Source organism: Helicobacter pylori SA37A (assembly GCF_000476015.1).
Classification (GTDB): Bacteria; Campylobacterota; Campylobacteria; order Campylobacterales; family Helicobacteraceae; genus Helicobacter; species Helicobacter pylori_DB.
Window position 1 is genome coordinate 1 of sequence record NZ_CBOO010000032.1, and the last position, 2,132, is coordinate 2,132.

A 2,132-nucleotide genomic window follows, 5' to 3' on the forward strand; every position below is an offset into this window, starting at 1 on the left:
ATTTAAGCAAACCTTAAGCTTTCTATGACTATAATTTCATTTCCTTGTTTCAGCAAGGGCTTTTAAAAAGCCGCTTGATACCTTACAAGGATAGCTATTTAAAGCAAACGATCTTTGAAAACTAAGCAAATTGATAGAAGTTCTTTTTAAAGGGATATTCTAAATGATTTAAGGATGACTTATTATAAAAAGAGTGAGAGTTTCAATGACTTTTATTCTTTGATAAGGAATTCTTATCCAACGAGTGCTAATCAATTTCATTGGTTATGATGATTATATCATTATGATTAATGACTGAATGGCATGAGAGTATTTTAAGGTTAGCGTTTGGCTAAACCTTTTTAAAAAGTTTCTTTCTGTTTTGTTGTTGTAATACTTAAGAACACAACCCGTTTTATTCAATAAAGTCTAAAACGAGTTCTTGTGATACGCTAAAGCTATTGTTAGAAATAATGATAGCCTATCAAAAAACAAAAGAGCTTTAGGACAAACACTTTTATGGAGAGTTTGATCCTGGCTCAGAGTGAACGCTGGCGGCGTGCCTAATACATGCAAGTCGAACGATGAAGCTTCTAGCTTGCTAGAATGCTGATTAGTGGCGCACGGGTGAGTAACGCATAGGTCATGTGCCTCTTAGTTTGGGATAGCCATTGGAAACGATGATTAATACTAGATACTCCCTACGGGGGAAAGATTTATCGCTAAGAGATCAGCCTATGTCCTATCAGCTTGTTGGTAAGGTAATGGCTTACCAAGGCTATGACGGGTATCCGGCCTGAGAGGGTGAACGGACACACTGGAACTGAGACACGGTCCAGACTCCTACGGGAGGCAGCAGTAGGGAATATTGCTCAATGGGGGAAACCCTGAAGCAGCAACGCCGCGTGGAGGATGAAGGTTTTAGGATTGTAAACTCCTTTTGTTAGAGAAGATAATGACGGTATCTAACGAATAAGCACCGGCTAACTCCGTGCCAGCAGCCGCGGTAATACGGAGGGTGCAAGCGTTACTCGGAATCACTGGGCGTAAAGAGCGCGTAGGCGGGATAGTCAGTCAGGTGTGAAATCCTATGGCTTAACCATAGAACTGCATTTGAAACTACTATTCTAGAGTGTGGGAGAGGTAGGTGGAATTCTTGGTGTAGGGGTAAAATCCGTAGAGATCAAGAGGAATACTCATTGCGAAGGCGACCTGCTGGAACATTACTGACGCTGATTGCGCGAAAGCGTGGGGAGCAAACAGGATTAGATACCCTGGTAGTCCACGCCCTAAACGATGGATGCTAGTTGTTGGAGGGCTTAGTCTCTCCAGTAATGCAGCTAACGCATTAAGCATCCCGCCTGGGGAGTACGGTCGCAAGATTAAAACTCAAAGGAATAGACGGGGACCCGCACAAGCGGTGGAGCATGTGGTTTAATTCGAAGATACACGAAGAACCTTACCTAGGCTTGACATTGAGAGAATCCGCTAGAAATAGTGGAGTGTCTGGCTTGCCAGACCTTGAAAACAGGTGCTGCACGGCTGTCGTCAGCTCGTGTCGTGAGATGTTGGGTTAAGTCCCGCAACGAGCGCAACCCCCTTTCTTAGTTGCTAACAGGTTATGCTGAGAACTCTAAGGATACTGCCTCCGTAAGGAGGAGGAAGGTGGGGACGACGTCAAGTCATCATGGCCCTTACGCCTAGGGCTACACACGTGCTACAATGGGGTGCACAAAGAGAAGCAATACTGCGAAGTGGAGCCAATCTTCAAAACACCTCTCAGTTCGGATTGTAGGCTGCAACTCGCCTGCATGAAGCTGGAATCGCTAGTAATCGCAAATCAGCCATGTTGCGGTGAATACGTTCCCGGGTCTTGTACTCACCGCCCGTCACACCATGGGAGTTGTGTTTGCCTTAAGTCAGGATGCTAAATTGGCTACTGCCCACGGCACACACAGCGACTGGGGTGAAGTCGTAACAAGGTAACCGTAGGTGAACCTGCGGTTGGATCACCTCCTTTCTAGAGAAAAGCTTTTAACATTCGCTTGTTAAAAGCCAAAGAGTATTACCTGACAAAAGAACTTCTTGTTGCTTAGTTTTGAAAGATTGGGCTTATTCTTTCTTTTTTACTTCTTGATTTTGTTTAAATCTTG

Annotated in this window: 1 rRNA gene; it reads left to right on the forward strand. The window is 44.4% G+C overall.

From position 1 onward, the window contains the following. Positions 1–495: 495 nt before the first annotated feature. Positions 496–1,999: ribosomal RNA gene (locus QT76_RS07730) — 16S ribosomal RNA — on the forward strand. Positions 2,000–2,132 lie beyond the last annotated feature (133 nt).